Source organism: Planococcus sp. TJ-302 (assembly GCF_058268455.1).
Window position 1 is genome coordinate 1580183 of sequence record NZ_JBZDOI010000001.1, and the last position, 21051, is coordinate 1601233.

Annotated in this window: 18 protein-coding genes; 6 read left to right on the forward strand and 12 right to left on the reverse strand. The window is 48.5% G+C overall.

Going from position 1 to position 21051, the window contains the following annotated elements; all coding sequences use genetic code 11:
- Positions 1-156 precede the first annotated feature (156 nt).
- A complete protein-coding gene (locus AC4EHB_RS07745) occupies positions 157-1524 on the forward strand; it encodes a YjiH family protein (RefSeq protein WP_490981131.1) in 1368 nt (455 codons plus the stop codon).
- A 58-nt stretch (positions 1525-1582) separates the two neighbouring features.
- Here AC4EHB_RS07745 and AC4EHB_RS07750 read toward each other — a convergent pair whose 3' ends face one another.
- On the reverse strand, positions 1583-2527 hold the full coding sequence (locus AC4EHB_RS07750; protein WP_490981132.1) for an L-threonine 3-dehydrogenase: 945 nt from the start codon (positions 2525-2527) through the stop codon (positions 1583-1585).
- 372 nt (positions 2528-2899) lie between these two features.
- Here AC4EHB_RS07750 and AC4EHB_RS07755 point away from each other — a divergent pair, with 372 nt between their 5' ends.
- The 4 genes from AC4EHB_RS07755 to AC4EHB_RS07770 all read left to right on the forward strand — a co-directional run bounded on the left by AC4EHB_RS07755 (position 2900) and on the right by AC4EHB_RS07770 (position 6532).
- Positions 2900-3718, forward strand: a complete 819-nt coding sequence (locus AC4EHB_RS07755; RefSeq protein WP_490974993.1) for an amino acid ABC transporter substrate-binding protein — start codon at positions 2900-2902, stop codon at positions 3716-3718.
- Positions 3705-4406 (forward strand): amino acid ABC transporter permease, encoded by a 702-nt coding sequence (locus AC4EHB_RS07760; protein ID WP_490974994.1) that lies wholly within the window; start codon positions 3705-3707, stop codon positions 4404-4406. Before AC4EHB_RS07755 ends, AC4EHB_RS07760 begins: the two co-directional genes overlap by 14 nt.
- A gap of 30 nt (positions 4407-4436) precedes the next feature.
- Complete coding sequence (locus AC4EHB_RS07765) at positions 4437-5186, forward strand: amino acid ABC transporter ATP-binding protein (protein WP_490974995.1); 750 nt, start codon at positions 4437-4439, stop codon at positions 5184-5186.
- A gap of 134 nt (positions 5187-5320) precedes the next feature.
- A complete protein-coding gene (locus AC4EHB_RS07770; protein ID WP_490981133.1) occupies positions 5321-6532 on the forward strand; it encodes a M20 metallopeptidase family protein in 1212 nt (403 codons plus the stop codon).
- Positions 6533-6653: 121 nt separating this feature from the next.
- On the opposite strand, the gene AC4EHB_RS07775 is transcribed toward AC4EHB_RS07770, so the two are convergent.
- The 9 genes from AC4EHB_RS07775 to AC4EHB_RS07815 all read right to left on the reverse strand — a co-directional run bounded on the left by AC4EHB_RS07775 (position 6654) and on the right by AC4EHB_RS07815 (position 17065).
- The gene (locus AC4EHB_RS07775) at positions 6654-7844 is read right to left on the reverse strand and encodes a glycine C-acetyltransferase (RefSeq protein ID WP_490981134.1); all 1191 of its coding nucleotides are present in this window, start codon (positions 7842-7844) and stop codon (positions 6654-6656) included.
- A gap of 91 nt (positions 7845-7935) precedes the next feature.
- Positions 7936-10038: a peptidase M6 gene (locus tag AC4EHB_RS07780; RefSeq protein ID WP_490981135.1), complete on the reverse strand. Its 2103-nt coding sequence runs from the start codon at positions 10036-10038 to the stop codon at positions 7936-7938.
- Positions 10039-10251: 213 nt separating this feature from the next.
- Positions 10252-11385 carry a bifunctional cystathionine gamma-lyase/homocysteine desulfhydrase gene (locus AC4EHB_RS07785; RefSeq protein ID WP_490974999.1) on the reverse strand — a complete coding sequence of 378 codons (1134 nt, stop codon included), beginning with the start codon at positions 11383-11385 and terminating at the stop codon, positions 10252-10254.
- On the reverse strand, positions 11382-12314 hold the full coding sequence (locus AC4EHB_RS07790; RefSeq protein WP_490981136.1) for a PLP-dependent cysteine synthase family protein: 933 nt from the start codon (positions 12312-12314) through the stop codon (positions 11382-11384). The genes AC4EHB_RS07785 and AC4EHB_RS07790 overlap by 4 nt, the downstream gene beginning before the upstream one ends.
- Positions 12315-12325: 11 nt before the next feature.
- On the reverse strand, positions 12326-12799 hold the full coding sequence (locus AC4EHB_RS07795) for an S-ribosylhomocysteine lyase (protein ID WP_490975001.1): 474 nt from the start codon (positions 12797-12799) through the stop codon (positions 12326-12328).
- 40 nt (positions 12800-12839) lie between these two features.
- Positions 12840-13490: a class I SAM-dependent DNA methyltransferase gene (locus tag AC4EHB_RS07800; RefSeq protein WP_490981137.1), complete on the reverse strand. Its 651-nt coding sequence runs from the start codon at positions 13488-13490 to the stop codon at positions 12840-12842.
- Between the two features lie 158 nt (positions 13491-13648).
- On the reverse strand, positions 13649-14290 hold the full coding sequence (locus tag AC4EHB_RS07805; RefSeq protein ID WP_490975003.1) for a YczE/YyaS/YitT family protein: 642 nt from the start codon (positions 14288-14290) through the stop codon (positions 13649-13651).
- Positions 14291-14361: 71 nt separating this feature from the next.
- Positions 14362-14850 carry a Cys-tRNA(Pro) deacylase gene (ybaK, locus tag AC4EHB_RS07810; RefSeq protein WP_490981138.1) on the reverse strand — a complete coding sequence of 163 codons (489 nt, stop codon included), beginning with the start codon at positions 14848-14850 and terminating at the stop codon, positions 14362-14364.
- A 55-nt stretch (positions 14851-14905) separates the two neighbouring features.
- Positions 14906-17065, reverse strand: a complete 2160-nt coding sequence (locus AC4EHB_RS07815; protein ID WP_490981139.1) for a DNA topoisomerase III — start codon at positions 17063-17065, stop codon at positions 14906-14908.
- Positions 17066-17302: 237 nt separating this feature from the next.
- Here AC4EHB_RS07815 and AC4EHB_RS07820 point away from each other — a divergent pair, with 237 nt between their 5' ends.
- Entirely contained in the window at positions 17303-18277 is a 975-nt protein-coding gene (locus AC4EHB_RS07820) for a nuclease-related domain-containing protein (RefSeq protein ID WP_490981140.1), read from the forward strand.
- Between the two features lie 91 nt (positions 18278-18368).
- Here AC4EHB_RS07820 and AC4EHB_RS07825 read toward each other — a convergent pair whose 3' ends face one another.
- Both AC4EHB_RS07825 and AC4EHB_RS07830 read right to left on the reverse strand, forming a co-directional pair.
- Entirely contained in the window at positions 18369-18932 is a 564-nt protein-coding gene (locus AC4EHB_RS07825) for an NADPH-dependent FMN reductase (RefSeq protein WP_490975007.1), read from the reverse strand.
- Positions 18933-19067: 135 nt separating this feature from the next.
- Positions 19068-20891, reverse strand: coding sequence for a cation:proton antiporter (locus AC4EHB_RS07830; RefSeq protein ID WP_490981141.1), 1824 nt, complete (start codon positions 20889-20891; stop codon positions 19068-19070).
- Positions 20892-21051 lie beyond the last annotated feature (160 nt).

A 21051-nucleotide genomic window follows, 5' to 3' on the forward strand; every position in this document is an offset into this window, starting at 1 on the left:
CCCAAACACCTCTATCTTTTTTTTAAGATAGGGGTGTTTTTTCTTGAGGTTATCAGATAATATAAACATTGGTATGAAAGCACTTTCAGAGGGGAAAGCGCTGTATAATTACTATAAATTACGTGTTTAAATGCACAGAGAAAAGGGGATTTATTCGTGAAAAAGTTTTCAACTTCGACCTGGCTATTATTTCTAATTCCATCCTTGTTGGGTGTCCTGTTATTCCTCATTCCAATACCGACAATTGATGATGAAGGCCAGACTGTATGGATGGTGACAATTGCGGTTTTTGCTAATGCCTTGGCAGACGTGATAAGACCGATTGCACCATGGATTATGTTAGTTATCCTAATCATTGCAGCTATCGGATCAATAATTATGATCACGCGCAAAGTTAAAGAAGGACAGCACGTCACATTTTTCGACCGATTATTTAATGTAAATCTTTTTTGGACATTTGTCCGCATCGTGGGTGCTGTATTTGCGGTAATGGTGCTGTTCCAAATCGGACCGGAAGCAGTCTGGAGCGAGAACACGGGCGGGTTGCTCTTGTCGAGCACTGGTCTTTTATCGTTTCTTTTCACCATCTTCCTGTTTGCTGGACTGTTCCTTCCTTTATTGATGAACTTCGGTTTGCTCGAGCTCTTCGGTACCATGATGGTAAAAGTCATGCGCCCTCTATTCCGACTTCCTGGCCGTTCATCAATCGATGCGCTAGCTTCATGGGTTGGTGATGGAACTATCGGGGTATTATTGACAAATAACCAATATATCCAGAATAAATACACAGACCGTGAAGCTGCCATCATTGGAACCACGTTCTCGGTCGTTTCGATTACGTTTGCAATCGTGGTCATTCAAGAAGTTGGCCTTGCCCAATATTTCCTTCCATACTATGGAACGGTCATCTTAACAGGAATCATTCTGGCGCTGATTATGCCGCGTATTTATCCACTGGCACAAAAAAAGACAACTTTTATGAACGGAGACCCTCAGGAGTCTTTTTCTGAAGAAGTTCCAGAAGGGTATAGTGTTGCTTCCCACGGCATTGAAAATGCTTTGACGAAAGCATCGCAAAACAAATCGGTAAAAGAATTTTTCAAAGACGGCTTTAAAAATGTCCTGGATATGTGGATCGGGGTTGCTCCGGTCGTCATGGCATTCGGTACAATCGCTTTGATTTTGGCGGAATACACGCCTGTATTTTCTGTTTTGGGTGCACCATTTGTACCTTACCTGAATCTTCTTGGCATTCCGCAAGCTGCTGAAGCCGGCCAATTGATGGTTGTCGGATTCGCTGATATGTTCCTCCCTGCAATTCTCGGAGCAAGTCTTGAATCGGAAATGACGCGCTTTGTCGTGGCAACCATGTCCGTAACCCAGCTGATCTACATGTCAGAAGTTGGCGGATTGCTTCTCGGTTCAAAAATTCCGGTCAACATCTTCGACCTGATCGTCATTTTCTTACTGCGCACGGTTATCGCCTTGCCGATCGTTGCCGGTGTTGCACATATTCTTTTCTAATTAAAACCAAAAAAGCTGGAAGCGAAATTTCGCTTCCAGCTTTTTTATTTGTCATTCTTTAGACGTGTGCTAACTTTTTTTTAAGTTTCTCCAGCATATCCGATGTCATCGCATCCAGGTCATATTGCGTTTTAAAGCCCCATTCGTTTTTTGCCGCTGAAGCGTCGATGCTGTCCGGCCAGCTGTCGGCAATCGCCTGGCGCACCGGATCGACATCGTAAGACATCTGAAATTCAGGAATGTGCTTGCGGATCGAAGCTGCAATCTGCCCGGGCTCAAAGCTCATCGCCGTCACGTTGAATGCGTTGCGGTGGATGAGTTTTGCCGGGTCTGCTTCCATTAAATCGACAATCGCCTGCAGCGCATCAGGCATATACATCATGTCCATGTAAGTGCCTTCAGCGATATAAGAAGTGTAGCGTTGTTCTTCGATCGCTTTATAATAGATGTCTACTGCGTAATCCGTCGTGCCGCCGCCTGGCTGTGCCACGTAGGACACCAATCCAGGAAAGCGAACGCCACGCGTATCGATGCCGAATTTCTGGAAATAATAATCGCATAATAATTCGCCAGCCACTTTGTTGACGCCGTACATCGTCGTCGGGCGCTGCAGCGTGTCTTGCGGCGTATTGTTCTTTGGCGTGGAAGGTCCGAACGCGCCGATCGAGCTCGGCGTGAAGAATTGCATGCCCAGTTCGCGCGATGCTTCAAGAGCGTTGACTAAACCGCCCATATTCAAGTTCCACGCAAGCAGCGGCTTTTCTTCCGCAGTCGCAGACAATAACGCCGCCATGTGCATCATCGTGTCGGCTTCGAAGTCTTTTGCCAAATCGTGCATTTTTTGGGCATCCGTCACGTCCAAGACGCTGAACGGCCCGCTTTGATCGCCAGTTTCCCGGATATCTGTAGCCAATACGTTGTCCGCACCGTAGATTCCGCGCAGCTTTTCCGTCAATTCCGATCCAATCTGTCCCAGTGCACCAGTAATCATTATACGTTCCATCAATAGCACTCCTTTCGAATAAAACAATTGTCCTCTGTAAAAACACATTCTTCGTACTGTTTTTGCTGTTTCTATAAGCTTCTCTATGAAGCCATTATAAATTGTTCTCTTTAAAAATACAATGCCTAACGCATTTCAACTACTTCGAACTTGCAGGTTGATGTTGTTGAAAAATGCGCTTTAATGGTGCTATAATAAGTCAGCACTTAATAAAGTCGGCTCCAATCATTGGACCAAAATTGTTGAAACTTTTTTTTCATCTTAAAACCTAGTATTCCGCTCGGTATATATATTTTCAATCTTGCGGCAAAGCGGCTTTATGTTAGAAAAAAGTTTTCAGCGAAAAAATATAAGAAATCGAGGGGATTATTTATGAAGAAGTTCACATTGGGTTTATTGGCATTAATCGGCGCCGTGTTGTTATTGGCAGCTTGCGGCAGCAACACAGCTGCACCGGATTCAACTAGCGGCGGATCCGAAAGCGCAGAAGAAGATTTGTTGGCGAAAGTACAGGAAGAAGGAACATTGACGATCGGTACGGAAGGAACTTACCCTCCTTTCACTTTCCACGATGAAACCGGCAAATTGACCGGATTCGATGTTGAAATCGCTGAAGAAGTGGCGAGCCGCTTAGGCGTCGAAGCTGAATTTTTGGAAACGCAATGGGATGCTATGTTTGCTGGCCTTGACGCAGAACGCTTTGATATGGTCGCAAACCAAGTCGGCATCAACCCTGAACGCCAGGAAAGCTACGAATTCTCAGATCCATACATCACTTCAACTGCTGTACTAGTCGTACCGAAAGATTCAGAAATCCAAGCATTTGAAGACTTGGAAGGCAAATTGTCCGCCCAGTCATTAACAAGTAATTACGCAGAAACAGCTAAATCGTTTGGCGCAGAAATTGAAGGCGTTGAAGGATTCAACCAAGCAATCGAATTGCTGAACTCCGGCCGTGTCGATGCAACTGTGAACGATAACTTGACTGTCTTGGATTTCTTGAAGCAACGCCCTGAAGCCAATATCGAAATCGTTGACGAAGCGGACGATGCAGCGCAAAGCGCCTTGTTGTTCCGTAAAGGCAGCGGCCCGATGATCGAAGAAGTCAACAAAGCGTTGGCGGAAATGATCGAAGACGGCACGTACGAAGAAATCTCGAACAAATGGTTCGGCGAAAATGTACTTGAATAGTATTTTTACAGATCCGGTTCGCCTCGAGCGGCTGATGGACATCTCCCAGTCTTCCTGGCTTCCGTTGATTGAAGGGATGATCCAGTATACGATTCCACTGTCGTTCATCGCCTTCGTACTGGGGCTTGCCATTGCCGTGCTGACGGCGCTCGCCCGCATTTCGACAGTTAAGATTTTTCAGGTGATTGCCCGCGTTTACGTTTCGATTATCCGCGGCACGCCTTTATTGGTCCAATTGTTCATCCTGTTTTACGGCTTGCCGACGATCGGCGTGGTTATTGACCCGTTTCCGGCAGCCATTATCGGTTTCTCGCTGAATGTCGGCGCTTATGCGTCCGAAGTGATCCGCGCAGCAATCCTGTCCATTCCAAAAGGCCAGTGGGAAGCGGCGAACACGATCGGCATGAGTTACGCCCAATCGCTGCGCCGCGTTATTTTACCGCAGGCAGCGCGGGTATCGATTCCGCCCCTTTCGAACACGTTCATCAGCCTGATCAAGGACACTTCGTTGGCATCGCTGATTCTCGTGACGGAAATGTTCCGTGTGGCACAGCAGATCGCTGCGACCAATTACGAATTCCTGCTTTTATACGGGCAGGCGGCATTGATTTATTGGCTGGTCTGCTTCATTTTGTCCCTCGGGCAAGGCAGGCTGGAAAATCGATTCGACCGTTACGTTTCCCGCTAATAAAGCACACCATGCAGTAAGGAGCAAAATATGATTTCGATTACTGATTTGCATAAGAAATTCGGCAAGCTGGAAGTGCTGAAAGGCATCGATTTGACGGTCGAAAAAGGCCAGGCGGTTGTTGTCATCGGCCCTTCCGGTTCCGGCAAGACGACGTTTCTTCGCTGTCTGAATATCTTGGAAGTTCCGTCCGAAGGCGTCATCACAATCGACGAACAGACAGTGGATTTTTCAAAGCCCGTTCCGAAAAAGCAAGTGAACGCGTTCCGCAAGCAGTCTGCGATGGTCTTTCAGCATTACAACCTGTTCCCCCACATGACTGCACTTGAAAATGTCATGGAAGGACCGGTCATCGTCCAAGGGATCGACAAAGCACAAGCGCGCAAAAAGGCGCAGGCATTGCTCGAGAAAGTCGGGCTTGCAGACAAAGCGGACGAATACCCTTTCCAATTATCAGGTGGCCAGCAACAGCGCGTCGGCATTGCCCGCGCGCTTGCGCTTGAACCGAAAGTGATGTTATTCGACGAACCGACTTCAGCGCTTGACCCTGAATTGGTCGGCGAAGTCCTGCAAGTCATGAAAGACTTGGCGGCTGAAGGCATGACGATGGTCGTCGTTACCCACGAGATGCGTTTCGCACGCGGCGTGGCGGATGAAGTCCTGTTTATGGACGGCGGCGTGATTGTTGAACGCGGCAAGCCGGAAGACATTTTCAGCCACCCGAAAGAAGCTCGCACCCAGCAATTCCTTAGCTTGATTTCCAACACAGATGCAATTTGAAAACACGCTGCCCATTCGGCAGCGTGTTTTTTTATGGATAAATATGCTTTGCAATTGTTTTTTATTCTCCTTTATTTGAAGCCACAGGCTTGTGGGCAGTATACTGAAGATATTATGTGATGAGGAGTGGCACCATGAAAACTGGAATTTACGAAGCGATTGATGCGTTACAGGAAGAAATGACGGCAACCCGCCGCCATCTGCATATGCACCCGGAATTGTCCCATCTAGAAGTCGAAACACCTGAATTTATTACAAGGCAGCTCCAAGCGCTTGGCGTGGAAGTGCGCCGAGGCGTCGGTGGCCGCGGGGTGGTTGGCAAGATCCGTGGCGGCAAGCCCGGCAAGACGATTGCGTTCCGCGCTGATTTTGATGCACTGCCAATTGACGATAAGAAAGATGCTCCGTATAAATCGACGGTTCCCGGCGTCATGCACGCCTGCGGCCACGATGGCCATACCGCCGCCCTGCTCGGCTTTGCGAAAGCGATGGCCGCCATCAAAGATGAACTGCCCGGCACCATTGTGCTGATCCATCAATTCGGCGAAGAAACGCCGCCCGGTGGCTCCCGCGCCATGATTGCAGATGGCTGCCTCGACGGTGTCGACCTTATTTTCGGTGCACATGTCCAAAGTAGCATGGAATACGGCAAGATTTTTGTGCGCGACGGTTTTTTACAGGCTGCAGAAGATACCTTCAAAATCATAATCCGCGGCTCAGGCAGCCACGGTGCTGAACCACAGCTTGGCGTTGACCCGATTCTGGCCGCGAGCCACGTCATGATTGCGCTGCAATCGATTGTCAGCCGCAATGCAGATCCCCTGCAGGAACTCGTGGTAACTGTCGGCAAATTCCATGCCGGCGAAGCGGACAACGTCATCCCAAGCGAAGCGGTGCTCGAAGGCACCATCCGCGTATTCAATCCAGAACTGCGGCAGCTTGCCAGAGAGCGTCTGACGTCGATAGCGGAGAACGTTGCGCGAGCGATGGGCGCAACTGCAGAAGTGGTGCTCGAAGCCGGCTACGACTCTCTGTGGAACCATTCTGAAGCGATGGATATGGTGCGCGCCGCTGCCCGCAAAACCGTTGGCGAGGATGCGCTGGTGGAGATCGACCCGATCATGCCGGTCGAGGATTTCGCTTATTACACGCAAAAGGTTCCCGGCGCGTTTTTCTTTGTCGGCGCAAAGATGGCGGATGATGCCTTAAGGTTTCCACACCACCACGAAAACTTCGATTTCAATGAAGGCGCGATGGCGATAGCGGCAAAAGTCTTTGCCGCGGCTTATTTTGAAGCGCAGAAATCAGGAATGGATCGTATTTCAGCTACGGCGGACAGTAAATAAAGGTTTGCGGACAGTATTTCTCCTGTCCGGATCGTATTTCTTCATTTACGGACAGTAAACTATAGATATATAAAATGAAAACCCACGAAGCTGAAAACAGCTCCGTGGGTTTTTCACATTTTTAATTAATAACGCCAAGTTCTTTGCCGACTTTTTCGTAAGTCGCAATGGCGTCATCGAGCATTTCTTTCGTGTGCGCCGCAGTTGGCATATTGCGTACGCGTCCAGTGCCTTTTGGAACCGTCGGGAAGACGATCGATTTTGCGTAAACGCCTTCTTCAAATAAACGCTTCGAGAATTGCTGCGTCAATTTTTCGTCGCCGATGATGCATGGCGTAATCGGTGTTTCTGAATCGCCGATATTGAAGCCCAGCTCTTTCAAGCCTTTTTTCAAGTAATCGCCGTTGTCCCATAGCTTGTCATGCAATTCCGTAGAATCCATGATCATTTGCAATGCGCCGATAATTGCTGCTACATCGCCCGGCGGAACAGCCGTCGAGAACAAGAACGGGCGTGCGCGGACTTTCAGCCAATCGATGAGGTTTTGTTTGCCGGCTACATAGCCGCCGACAACGCCGACCGCTTTCGACAGCGTACCCATCTGCAGATCCACTTCTTTTTCAAGGCCGAAATGCTTCACGGTGCCTTTGCCTTTGCCAGTGACGCCTGAACCGTGCGCGTCGTCGACGTACGTGATCAAGTCAAATTCTTTCGCGATTTCCACAATTTCAGGAAGCTTCGCGATGTCGCCGTCCATGGAGAATACGCCATCCGTGATGACCATCACTTTATTGTACAAGCCGGATTCAGTCGCTTCTTTCGCTTTTTGGCGAAGGTCTTCCATGTCTGAATGCTTGAACGCAATGATTTTTGCACGCGACAAGCGGCAGCCATCGATGATTGATGCGTGGTTCAGCTGGTCGGAAAGAATCGCGTCATTTTTGTCCATAACCCCTGAAATCGCCGCCATATTGCAGTTAAAGCCTGATTGGAATGAAATCGCGGCTTCAGTCCCTTTGAACTCAGCCAGCTTTTCTTCCAATTTCACGTGGATATCGAGTGTGCCGTTAATTGTGCGGACAGCACCTGCGCCGACTCCGTATTTGTCGATCGCGTCTTTCGCCAGTTTCTTTAAATCTTCGTTTGTAGCTAAGCCTAAATAGTTGTTAGAAGACAGGTTGATCAAATCTTTGCCGCGAACCTTGATGATCGCGCCATTCGGCCCTTCAACCGGGTCAATTTCGTTGTATAATCCCTGTTCTTTTAATTCGCCCAGGTTTTCATTTAAAAATGCATCCAATTTTTTTGACAATGCTATCTTCCTTCCATCCTATATTATTTCACTCCCCTATCATACCGCAATTGAGGGCAAAAGAAAAAGCGGACCGAGGTCCGCTTTCTCTTTACTTAATGTCTTTTGCTTTGCCTTTATTTGATTTGTAAAGAACTTCGTATGTGAATTCTTTCGCTTCTTTTTGGCCTTCAGCTGCCGCATAAGAAGTGATCATTTTCACGTTGCCTTCGCGAAGCACTTGTTGAAGATCCAATGCTTCTTTGTCCGTTACGTTGAATGGATCAACATTGACTACGCGCTGCTGTCCATTTTTCTTCGTTTGGATGAATGTAGTTGTGAAGTCTACGTATTCACCTTTCAATTGGCCAAGAGATTGGAACGGTTCAACTGAAGTACCATCAGCCGAGAAATCACCCAATTGAACATTCTTGATGAACCAGCCCTTATCGTTATAGCCCCAGTCCGTCAAGTTGCGGAATGAAACCAAGACGTCTTGCCCTGCATAAGCTGAAAGGTCGAATGTTTCAGTTGACCAATTTAACTTGTGGCCAGTGAAGCCAGGAACATTTTCTTTGATTTTCGGATAGCCTTCCTCAACTACATCGCTGCGTGTGTTTTCATTCGCCAATGAAGTCCAAGTTTCGCCATTGTCAGTAGATACTTGTACTGCCGCATAATCCCACTGTTCTTCAATGTCGTAGTAATGATCGAACGTCAACGTCGCGTTGTCCGTTGGAACTGTTGCACCGAAAATCAATGCCTGATCCGCTTCGTCGCCGTTGTTTGCGTGCAACACCTGCTCAGAAGCATCTAATGGATTAGCAGTTGTCTGCCATTGCAATGGAAGGAAATCGACTCCATCAAATTCCATGCCGCGCACGTCTGTGCCGAAGTTGAATTCTTTAAAGTCACCGCCCCAAGCCGGAACGCCTTCTTTTTCAAATGTTTTCGCTTTTTCGAAGTCGACAGTTTTGCCGCGCACGTCGCCATTCGTACCAACTGGCAATTCACGCAAGTTGATGCTGTCGAAGTTGTAGTCGCTGCTTACGTCAGAGTTGTCCAACGCCAAAGCCGCCATGAAGTCTTGGTAAACTTCCGTGAATGTTTTGTCAGAGCCGTAGCGCTTCAATGTTTCATTGACGCTTGGCATGCCTTGGCTTGTGCCGTCAACCGCTAGTTCACGGATGAACTCTTTGCCGAATTTATCGTACATATAAAGCGTGAACAAGTAAGTCTGTCCATAATCTGCAATTGTTTCAGGACCAGTTTTTGCTGTTCCGTGCTCATCCCAATTTACAAGCGAGTTTTCAGGATGATCCAAGTAGAAGTTAATCGAACCTTCGCCGTGGCCGTATCCGCCAAGGAATTCAGAGAATGTGGACATCCCTTCGTTCAACCAAGTTTCTTCCGAACCGTCGTTGTCGGCTTGGATCAAATGCTGCAATTCATGGATTGTCGTTGCGAAGAACGTGTTCTCCAAACGAGTCGCCCATGAGTTTGTGTCGATTGTGATGATGTTGCGGTCTGTATAGTTTTCAAGCGTCTGCCAGAAGAATCCAGCTACGAAGAATGGGTACGATGGGTTGTTCCAGCCTTCGTCCTGCACGTTGTCGACAAGCATGATCACTTTGTCTGACCCTTCGTAATAGTTATCAGGAAGTCCAACCATGCCAGGAACAGTCGCGTTTGAGCCGTCCAACGTATCCGGTGTTCCGAAAAACTCAGTTGCTTTCGGATAGATATTGCTGTCAAACTCGGCGCGCAATTTGTCGACTTGAGCCTGTGTTACCACGTCAGCCGGTTTCGGGTTGTTTGGTCCATATTTCAAATCATTCGCTACCCAGATTTCTACATTGTCGCCGATGCTGCGAAGCGTGAAATCCTTGAATTTCAAGTTCCGGTTAAGGAATTTTTTCGTCCCGTGATTTTCTGTGAATGTGCTGCCGGCCGCTGTTTCTGCGCCATTAGTTGATGCATTATCAAGAGCGCCTGCCTGCGCTTTAATCTTTTTATCTGCTTCTTTTTGGAATTCTGGATCCAATGTCAATTTGTTCAATTGCTGGTCGATATCAATTTTGTTCCCGTATTTTGCACTGTTCCAATCAACTGTTGACGGAACCGTTTCTACTGGTGCAGCTGTTGCTGCTGGTGTTAATAAAGACAGTGCCAACGCACTGGCTGAAATGACTGATGCCCATTTGCTTTTACTCATGGATGTGACCTCCTGTAATTGTCAGAATTTTACCGCTGGTTAAAATAATAACATGTTAGACAATTCAGAAGAATATGCTAATGTATTTATTTCGGGTGTCGAAACTTAAGTGCGTATATACTATAAAATTTACCAAAGTAAAAATAAAATTGATATTAATAGTAAATTAGTGATTTTTCCGCATGAAAAAACCGCCTCATGGGCGGTTGTACCTCAGCTTAAAGCTTCAGTTAAATCTTCTATTAAATCTTCTACGTCTTCTATTCCGACAGAAATGCGCACCAGCCCGTCGCCAATGCCGAGTTCCGCGCGGCGTTCCGCTGGAATGGAAGCATGCGTCATCTGTGCAGGCACCGAAATCAGGCTCTCGACTGCGCCTAAGCTTTCGGCGAGCGTGAAGTATTTCAGTTTCGCAAGCAATTCACCCGCTTTTTCACGGCTGCCGACATCAAACGAAATCATGCCGCCAAAACCAGCTGACTGTTTCTTCATCAATTCGTGTCCACTGTGTGCAGGCAAGCCAGGATAAATGACTTTCCCAACCGCTTCGTGGCCATCGAGAAACTCCGCAATCTGCTGTGCGTTCGTGCCAGTCTCTTCCATACGGATGCCTAAAGTTTTCAAGCCACGGATCAATAACCATGAATCCTGAGGCCCTAAAATCGCACCGATTGAATTCTGGACAAAATGCATTTCTTCCGCCAGTTCAGCTGTATTCACGACAACCAGTCCGGCCACAACATCGCTGTGTCCACCAATGTATTTCGTCGCGCTGTGCAGGACGATATCTGCGCCCAATGGGATTGGGTTCTGTAAATACGGCGTCATGAATGTGTTATCGACAATCGTCAGCATGCCTTTCGCTTTCGCGAACGCGGAAACCGCTTCGATATCCGTTACTTTCAACAGCGGATTTGTCGGCGTTTCAATGAAAATCGCTTTCGTGTTTTCTTGTACTGCTGCTTCTACTGCAGCTAAATCTCCCGTGTCGACAAACGTGAATTCAAGGCCGAAGCGGTTCAAGACTTTATTGACGACCCGGTAAGTGCCGCCGTAGACATCATCTGTCAAAATAACATGGTCACCCGCTGAAAACAGCATCATAACGGAAGAAATCGCCGCCATGCCTGAAGCAAACGCAAATCCAGCGTGACCGTATTCGACATCCGCAATCAATTCTTCGAGCGCGTGCCGCGTAGGGTTACCGGTGCGGGAATACTCGTAGCCTTTGAATTTGCCGACTGCTTCTTGCTTGTATGTGCTCACTTGGTAAATCGGAGTTGATACGGCACCTGTCGCCTCATCTCCAAAAATACCGCCGTGAATCAATCTTGTTTTCGGTTTCATGTATGATCCTCCTCAAAAGTTCTTCCGTAGATGTTCTGGCTCATGTAGCGCTCGCTTGAATCCGCGAACACCGTAACGATATGGCTTCCAGGCTCCGCTGCAGCGGCTTCTTTCAAAGCTGCCTGAAAGGCGGCTCCCGAAGAACTGCCGACGAGCAGCCCTTCTTTTAGCGCCAATTCCTTCACTGCTGCAAACGCATCCTTATCCATGATGGTGTGGATTGCGTCAAAATAAGTTTCGTCCATATAAGCAGGCAAGATCTCCATGCCGATGCCTTCTGTCAAATGCGGACCTGGCACCCCCTGAAGTATCGAGCCTTCCGGTTCAACAATAACGGTTTTAATTTTTTCATTTTTTGCTTTCAAGAAACGTGATGTTCCCATGAATGTGCCGCCTGAACCCGCGCCCGCAACAAAGACATCGATGGCGCCATCCAGCGCTTCCCATAATTCAGGTCCCAATGTACGGACATAGGTTTCCGGGTTTGCCGGGTTGGAGAATTGCGAAGGCGAAAAGGCGCCGAGTTCTTCGACAAGTTTTTCAGCTTTTGCAATCGCGCCTTTTATGCCTTCTGAAGTCGGCGTGTTGATGACTTCAGCTCCAAGCGCGCGCATCAAGCTCTGCTTTTCCTGGCTGAATTTTTCCGGTACAACGAATTTCACTTGGTAGCCTTTGCCGATTGCTGCGATAGCCAGACCAATCCCGGTATTTCCGGCAGTCGGTTCGACAATCGTGCCCCCTGGCTTCAGCAGCCCGCGGCTTTCGGCATCTTCAATCAAAGAAACACCCAGGCGGTCTTTGACGCTGCCGCCCGGGTTGAAAAATTCAAGCTTGGCAAAAATCCGGCAGTTGTTCGGAATCTCGATATGCGTCAATTCCAATAAAGGTGTGTTGCCGATCAATTGCTGTATGCTGGACGCAAATTTCATGTCAATTCCCCTTATACCGTTTCTTCGACGAACACGTGACGCCATTCGTCTTTTTTCGCAAGCATTTCACGCGCTAATTCTTTCGCGCCTTCCAAGCTATGGCTCGCAGCCCAGCCGCATTGGACTTCATTGCAAGCCGGTACTTCGTCTGCTTCGATTACGTCATTCAACGTGTTTTCCAAAATGACCAAAATGTCATCGAAATCGTCATGGTTGATGACCGACAAATAAAATCCGGTCTGGCAGCCCATCGGTCCGATGTCGATGATTTGTTCTGAATGGTTGCGGCTATGTTCTGCCATCATGTGTTCCAATGAATGCAGGCCAGGCATTTCCATATGCTCTTTGTTCGGCTGCTTGAAGCGGATATCGTATTTGCGGATGACATCGCCGTTTGCCCCTGTTTTCTCTCCTGCTAAACGTACGTAAGGCGCAACTACTTTTGTATGGTCCAAATTAAAGCTTTCAACATTCATCTTTTTCATGAAATCGTCTCCTCTGGGTATGGTGATTTTGTGACGGAGCTTAGCGGCCGTCTTCGCTTTTCTTTGTCGCGTCGATCAACCACACATAGCTGTTCAACTGTGTGAATTCCACTGTAAAACCGGCATCTTCGATTAATTCTCTGAGTACGGGCAGCGTGGTGTAATACTCGCGCTGCAGATCTTCTACTAGATTAGCATAAGCCCGCGCTTGTTCAAATTCAATTTTTTGCTGTTTTTTTTCAGCAGATTCGAACACAGTGTCAGCAAAAACGACTTTTCCGCCTGCCGGCAATTTCTGTGCATAAAGTTTGAATGCCTGTGCTTTTTCCACATCCGTCAAATGGTGAAATGCGTAAGAGCTGGTGAAAGTCTTCACTTCTCCCGTAAGCGGGAAGTCCAGAAAATCGCCGTCGAACAGCGGAAGTTCCGGCAGCTTTTGCGAAGTGGCTTCGCGCATCGCTGCGTTCGGTTCAATGCCGGTCACGTGCATACCGCGCTCAAGCAGTTTCTGCGTTAAATTTCCTGTGCCGACGCCGAACTCCACGACCGGGCCGATTACCACATCGGCTGTCGCTCGCAGGATGCCGTTGTAATGCTTGAAAACGTCTTCGTATTCTTTATCTTTTCCTTCAACTGATTCGTCATAAGTGTGCACCCATTCATCGAAAATCTCTACGAACTCGCGTCCCATAAAATTAACCCCTTTTAGTGATAATAGTATTCTTTTTGCCAGTGCGGAATAGCGCTGGCAGACATTGGCATCCTTTTAATCATTATAATGCCTATTGAATTACTTGGTTTTATTTATAACATAAAAAATGCAGGGATTCAACTTCCCTGCACTCGGTTTCACATTTTCAAAATGGGTGGGACGTCTGTACCTTTTTCGATGATTCTTTTCAAGAGGCGCTCGAATTGCGGCAGCGAGATCTGGACGATTTTGCCGGTGAACACTGCGACGGCAATCGTGCCGATTCCAACTGGGCCCCCGAGCAGCCAGCCGATAAATGCGACAGACACTTCCATCGTCGTCCGGATTATGCTGATGCTGAGACCCGTTTTTTCTACAAGCAGCAGCATCAGGCTGTCGCGCGGTCCTGCTCCGATGCGCGGCGCCACGTATATGCCGACGCCGTAACCCGCGATCACCAGACCAATCACGAACATTGCTGTTTGGCCCGCAAGCGTTTCAATCTCCGGAATCATCCAGTTGAAGACGTCAATGAAGACGCCAATCAGCAGCATGTTCAGAAACGTGCCGATTTGCGGAATTTTGCGGGTGAACACCACTGTCGAAACAATGACGGCCAAACCGACCAAAATCGCCCACGTGCCGATTGTCAGCCCGAAATTTTTAAATAAGCCGACGTTCAGTACGTCCCATGGCCCAATTCCGAGCCGGTCCGCTTTGATGACCATTGTAAAGCCCAGCGCCAAAACAATCAGTCCGCTAATAAAAAACAGCCAGCGGTAAAATAATGCACGTCCCATTCTGACCCTTCTTTCTTTTGCATTTGCATAGTGAGAGCCCACCCACTCAAAAGAATGGATGGGCTTTCTAATCAGCCCGCCATTGTTACGTCGGCGTATTGGCCGTTCATGGTTTTCATCAAATCATCAGGCGACAGCTTCAACTGCATGCCGATCTTGCCGGCAGAGACGATGATTTCGTCCAAGTTCTCGGCTTGCCGGGCAAGAAATGACGGAAAGGGCTTTTTCATACCTAGCGGCGAACAGCCGCCGCGGATATAGCCCGTCAAATTAAGGATTTCTTTCACCGGCACCATCTCGATTTTCTTTTCGCCGGCGGCTTTCGCTGCGGCTTTCAGATCGAGTTCTTCCGCTACCGGGATGATAAAGACATAATGCTGCTTCGAGCTCCCGGCAGCGACAAGCGTTTTATAAACCGTTTCAACCGGATAACCGATTTTCGCCGCAACCGAAACGCCGTCGATCTTGCCGTCCTGCGGATCGTATTGGAGAACTTCATGCGCCACGTTCTCTTTATCGAGAATGCGCGCCGCGTTAGTTTTCGCGACTTTCTTCGCCATGGACTGCACCTCGCATGCTCATTTTGTCTAAGCATATCATTAAAGGGAGTGGAAATTAATCATTCTGTCCCAATAATTTCTTCAACGCATCCGCCATGGCCGTATTGGCTGGCGCTTCGTCTTGCTGATTCATGAATTTATTGACATCTTTTTTGTTCGCTTTGGACTGGTTGCTGTTGCGGCGCTTTTCGAATGCCGACAGCTTTTCCCGGTGCCCGCATTTGCAGACGAAAATTTTGCCGTCACCTTCGCCTTGCATTTCCAGCTTTTTATGGCAGTTCGGGCAGCGTGCGTTCGTCTGCATCGCCACTTGTTTTTTGTAGCCGCATTCGCGGTCTTGGCATACGTTCATCTTGCCGCGCTTGCCGTTGACTTCAAGCAGCGGCTTGCCGCAGTCGGGGCACGTCTTGCCGGTGATGTTGTCGTGTTTGAATTTTTGGTCGCTCTTCTTGATGTCCGATACCGATTTCTCAGCGAATTGAATCATTTCTTTCATAAATTCTTCTTTCTTCAGCTCGCCTTTCGCGATTTTCGTCAGCTGCTGCTCCCAGTTCGCTGTCAGTTTCGGCGACTTCAGATCTTCCGGCACGAGTTCCAGCAATTGGCGCCCTTTCGAGGTGATCGTCAGATCCTTGCCTTTCTTTTCAATCAAGAACGTATTGAATAGTTTATCGATGACGTCCGCACGCGTCGCCACGGTTCCGAGTCCACCTGTTTCGCCAAGCGTCTGGATCAATTCTTTCGATTCGCCTGCCATGAACTGCGACGGGTTTTCCATCGCGCCGAGCAGCGTTCCTTCATTGAAAAATGCCAGCGGCTTCGTTTTGCCTTCCGTCAGCGCAACGCCTTTGATGGGAAGCTTCTGTCCCCTTTCAAATGGCGGCAGCGACGTATCGCCGTCTTCCTCGTCATCGGAATAAACGCGTTTCCAGCCTTCATTGCGGATCGTATTGCCTTTCGTCTGGAACGTTTCGCCGCCCGCTTCGATGGTCACCGTCGTCTGGTCGTATTCGTACATGGGGTAAAAGACGGCAAGAAAGCGCTTGGCAATCATGTCGTATAATTTATGCTCTTTGTCGGAAAGGTTGTGCATCTGCGGCGTTTCCTCGGTCGGGATGATGGCGTGGTGATCGCTCACTTTGCTGTCATCGATGACGCCTTTTTGCGGAGCCACTGGCGATTTCAAGATCGTCGCTGCAAGCGCGCGGTAAGGTCCGGTCTGCACAGCTTTGACGCGGTCTATCAATGTGTCACGCATGTCGGACGTCATATGCTTCGAATCCGTCCGCGGGTACGTGACGATTTTGTAGCGCTCGTATAAATTCTGCAGCGTGTTCAGCGTCTCTTTCGCCGACCAGCTATACCGCTTATAGGCCTCTTTCTGCAATTCCGTCAAGTCGAATAAAGGCGGAGCCGGCTGTTTCTTCGGCGTCACTTTGATGTCCATGACGACGCCTTCGTGTGTATTTTCCAGTTTATTGAACAGCCCTTGGATTTTATCTTTGTCGAACGACTGATTCGACTTGCCGTCCGTCCACGTAAACGCCGCCTGTTCGGCGACTGCCTGCAGCCCGTAATAAGGCTTCGGCTGGAAGCTGCGGATTTGCCGTTCGCGTTCGGCGATCATCGCAAGCGTCGGCGTTTGCACACGTCCCGTTGATAATTGGGCATTGTATTTCACCGTTAATGCGCGTGTCGCGTTGATGCCGACCACCCAGTCAGCTTCCGCGCGGGCCACTGCCGCCTGGAATAAATTCTCATACACTTTGCCGTCTTTCAGGTTGTTGAAGCCGTCGGTGATCGCTTTGTCGGTGACCGACGAAATCCACAAACGCTTGACCGGCTTGTTCGTTTTCGTCTTCTCCAGAATCCAGCGCGCCACGAGCTCGCCTTCGCGCCCAGCATCCGTCGCAATGATGACTTCATTGACATCGCCTCTCGCTAGTTGCGCTTTCACCGCGTTGTATTGCTTCATCGACTGTTTGATCGGTACCAGTTTGAACGGCTGCGGGATAATCGGCAGACTTTCCATCTTCCATTCTTTAAAGTCGTTGTCGTATTGTTCCGGCTGCGCTTGCGTCACCAAATGCCCGAGCGCCCAAGTCACAATATACTGCTTGCCTTCCAAATAACCGTTGCCTTTTTGAGCGCATCCCAGCACGCGTGCAATATCGCGCGCCACCGATGGCTTTTCTGCAAGTATGACTGATTTCATATTTCCTTCACCCTCATTTCTATAGCGTTTATTATAACATCTTCCGGTTTTGGTGGGTTGTCGCGGGGTTGGACAGTATTTACCGGCTTGTGGACAGTATTTATGCATTTGGGACAGTATTGTCGGCAAGTCGGACAGTAAACTTCGATTTACAGACAGTAACCAGCTTTTTTCCAATTCCCTCTTGCTGTCAATAACTTTCTAAGCTATATTCATATGAAGAAAGGAGACGATAGATTGATACTTAAACACCGCCACACTCCACCGGAACTCTTCCAACTCGAAAGCTTGCTGAAAAGAATGCCGCATACCCACACTCAACTCCCCCATTGGACAGAAAAACTTCGCCGAATCAAAGCTGGCTACCATGGCGAACAACGCATTGATTCTCTTTGGAACGAAATCGACATCCCAATCCCCCATTTTTTTATCCATGATTTATTTATCCAAAAGCAGCAGTCCTCACATCAGATGGATACTCTTCTAATAACCAGCCACTTCATTTTAATCCTTGAAATCAAAACTATTTCAGGGCTGCTCCATTTCGATTCACAGACCCGCCAATTCTTTCGTACAAATAAGGATGGCACCATCGATGGCATGCGCAATCCAGATGACCAATTACGGCGCCATGAAAAATGGCTGGAACAATTCCTAGCTATCCGGAAAATAAAACTTCCTGTTATCGGCGCTATTGTCTTTACTTATCCTTCTGCTGTCATTCAATCGAAAGCTGGAAAGCGCCTCATGATTCAATCGTCAGGTTTGCCGTATTTGGTTGATCAATTCATAAATGATTTTGGAAATGAAATTCACACAAAGGCGGCAACAAAAAAACTTGCAGGACAACTCTTGAAGCTCCATTCAATAAAATCAATTGCTCCGTTTGAAATACCTAGTGGCTTGTTGACTGGTGTACTCTGCATTAAATGTGAAAGGACAAAAATGGTTTACGAGCGGAAAAAATGGGTTTGCGGCACTTGCTTATATTCAAATCCACAAGCACATATTGATGCCTTGAAACAATACCGTTCTCTATTCGGATCTACGATTTCAAATCGGGAATTCCGCACATTTTCGGGAATCACCTCTACATCCGTCGCCTCTAAAATGTTAGTTGCTTCTAAAATGGCCTTTAAAGGTAGTTTTAAAGACCGCGTTTACCTTATTCCTGAGGATTTCTTGGATGGGGACAGTATTACACCGAGCTAGGACAGTATTTGGCCGATCCCGGACAGTATTTACCGGCAATAGGCATAAATCAAACAAAAAAACCTCCCGCGGGAGGTTTTTTCACTCTTGCTTATGGATTATCAATCGTTTCTTTGGATAAATGTGTGCTCATCTTCGCGTATTCTGCAAACACACGCGCCAACTCGCGCAAACGGTCATGCACATCTTCGTTGATGATGGAGTTGGTTTCGTCGAAATGGCTGGTATGCGTGTAGACGTAGTTCGGCGTGACGAGGCAACGGAAATAATCGAGTATCGGCTTCAGCTGGTTCTCGATGACCAGGTGATGCTGGTACGTGCCTCCGTTCGCGACGATCGATACCGGCTTGTAGCGCATCGTGCGCGGATGCAGCATATCGAAAGCATTTTTCAAGACGCCTGGAATCGAGCCCTGGAAAATCGGCGTCGCGATGATGTAGCCGTCCGCCTGTGCAAAGCGGCGCACCATCTCCTGCATGTCTTCGTTGTAATCGCCAAGCGGGCGGCCATCAACGAATTGATGCTCGAAATCACTGAGATTCATGATTTCCAAAGTCATTTCGGGATTGGTCTCCTCGATATACAATTTCACCTGCTCCAGGATTGCCCCTGTTTTTCTTCCAATAATCGTACCGTCCACCAATAAAATTTTCATCGTTGAATCCTCCTCAAATACGTATATGCCAGGCGGCCGCGCCGCCCTTCTAGTAGTAACTAATCAATCGACCTCACTTCATGATAGCAAACCCGGTTTCATTATACGCATCTAAAAACTTTCCTATAGAAGATTTCATTCTTTAGACTGAGATTCGATGCGGCTGCGATTCGATTCCAGTTTGCCTTGGACACGGATTTCCTGGTGCTCTGGCGGAGAAAAGCTGACGAGGGTGTCGCCTTCTTTTGGCTCCAGTCCGGAATCCGCGGTAATAAATTCAAGTTTTCCTTGCGCGCGCTTGATGAACAGCGGAATCGTGCCTTCAATCGACCGTTCCTTAAATTCTTCATACGTAAACTGTCCGGTGATTTGCGTCTTGCGCATTGCATACCCCTGTTCAGCTTTGAGATCGAGTTCATGGATATTCCATTCGTTGCCGAACAGCGTCCGTCCACTCAATGATGCATGGAAATCAGCTGGATCGCCCGTGTGGATGGCGGTCTGGTAAAGGTTCAATCGTCCCATCTCAGGGACGTAATTATTGACGACCAGCGCGTTATACGAATCCGTTTCGGTCGCAACGACCATCATTTCATAAGGCGTCAAATCGATTTCGTAATCGGTGTGTTCAGACAGAATTTCGCCGGTGAAGTTAGGCAATCCCGCTTGTCGAGCCTGCTGCAGACGGCCCCATGCCGGATCCATGATGAGCACTTTTTGATTTATTTCCTTAAGCACCTTGCCGAGGCTGGTGGTGAAGCGGCTGCCTCCGACGATTAGTACACCTGGAGCTTCGGACGAGGCCAAGCCCAGTTTTCGCCCGAGCCAACCGATTGTGAAGCCGTGCGCGATAACGGTCGAAAACACCAGCGCGAACGTCAGCGCGGTCAATAATTCTGCATCTTCGAACCCGGCTTCAAGTAAGGTGCTGGCGAAATAACCCGACACGGTTAATGCGACAATGCCGCGGGGCGCAATCCAGCCGATCAAGGTTTTCTCCTGCCAGCTCAGGTCGGTGCCGATTGTCGACAGCCAAATCGACAGCGGCCGCACGATGAACAGCGTCGTCAAGACGAATGCGATGATGCGCCAATTAAAGATTTCCAGCAGCACATCCAGGCTGAGCGATGCTGTCAGCATGACGAAAATACTCGAGATGAGCAGCACGGAGATGTTTTCTTTGAAATGGCGCATATCATTGATGGACGTGATGTTCATATTGGCCATCGTCATCCCCATCGCTGTGACGGCGAGCAATCCTGTTTCGTGCATGATCAAATCCGAGACGACGAATGTCAGCAGCACGACGCCAAAGACCATAGGCGATTTGAGGAATTCAGGCACTTGCCCTTTTTCGAACATCCGGCCCATGCCGAATCCGGCACCAACGCCAAGAATGACAGCAAACAGCGAGGCCAGGAAAAACAGTCCGAACGCCGCAGCGGTTTCATCGCCTATCGCGAACAGCACAAACTGAAATGCGAACAGCGCAAGCAATGCGCCGAACGGATCGACGACGATGCCTTCCCATTTCAGGATGGCGGCAGGACGCGCGTTCAGCTTCGCCTGCCGGAGCATCGGCAAAATCACCGTTGGGCCCGTGACAATGAACAATCCGCCGATGACGAACGCCACAGCCCACGACAAGCCCGCCATATAATGGGCGGCAAGCGATCCTGCAATCCAGGCGATTAATGCGCCAATGGTTACAATCCGCCCTACCGGCTTACTGAATCCCCTTATTTCTTTGAAGTTCAGGTTCAAACTGCCTTCAAACAGGATAATGGCTACCGCCAATGAAATAAATGGATTGAATAAGTCGCCAAAACTTGTAGCCGGGCTGATGATACCCAGCAGCGGACCTGCTAAGAGGCCGGCGATCGACATTAAGACAATTGCTGGCAGCTGCAAGCGCCAGGCAATCCATTGGGAGAACACCCCAAGAAAAATGATAAGCATCAAATCGAACAACAAACTATTAATGTCATGCGCCCTCCTTCCTGAAGTATTGCCTATTATATCGGTTATACCCCAATTTTTAAAAGCACAAGCCCGATGCTTAAGGATTTAAATTTTGTGGATTTGTGATACAATAAGGAAAAACTAAGGGTGGATTTCT